General features: G+C 74.8%; 1 protein-coding gene. It reads left to right on the forward strand.

From position 1 onward, the window contains the following. The coding region (gene nadE / locus DVK03_RS19445) for an NAD(+) synthase (protein ID WP_121593847.1) at window positions 1-472 on the forward strand (472 nt) is incomplete at both ends.

Consider the following 472-nt stretch of genomic DNA (forward strand, 5'->3'; position numbering starts at 1 on the left):
CCTCCGGATGGCGGTCGCCTACCTCGCCGCGAACGCGACGGACCGCCTCGTCTGCGGCACGGCGAACCGGAGCGAGCTCCTGCTCGGCTACTTGACGAAACACGGCGACGGCGCGGCCGACCTGTTCCCCCTGGGCCACCCCTACAAGACCGACGTGCGGGCGCCCGCGAGCGAACTCGACGTGCCGGAGTTCGTCGTCGAGAAGGCGCCGACGGCCGGCTTCCTCCCGGGACAGCGCGACGCGGACGACCTGGGCGCCCCGTACGAGGTCATCGACCCGGTCCTCCACCTCGGGGTTGACCGCGGGCTCAGTCCCGAGTCCGTCGTCGAGCGGATCGCGGCGGCGCTCGCGGAGGGCGAACCTGCCGCGGCCGACGCCGGGACCGGCGCCGACCTCGGCGCGGTCGACCGCGAACTCGTCGCGGACCTGCTCGGGCGTCACCGCGCGTCGGCGCACAAGCGGCTCCCCGCA

The sequence above is a fragment of the Haloferax sp. Atlit-109R genome, from assembly GCF_003665865.1.
Lineage (GTDB): Archaea > Halobacteriota > Halobacteria > Halobacteriales > Haloferacaceae > Haloferax > Haloferax volcanii.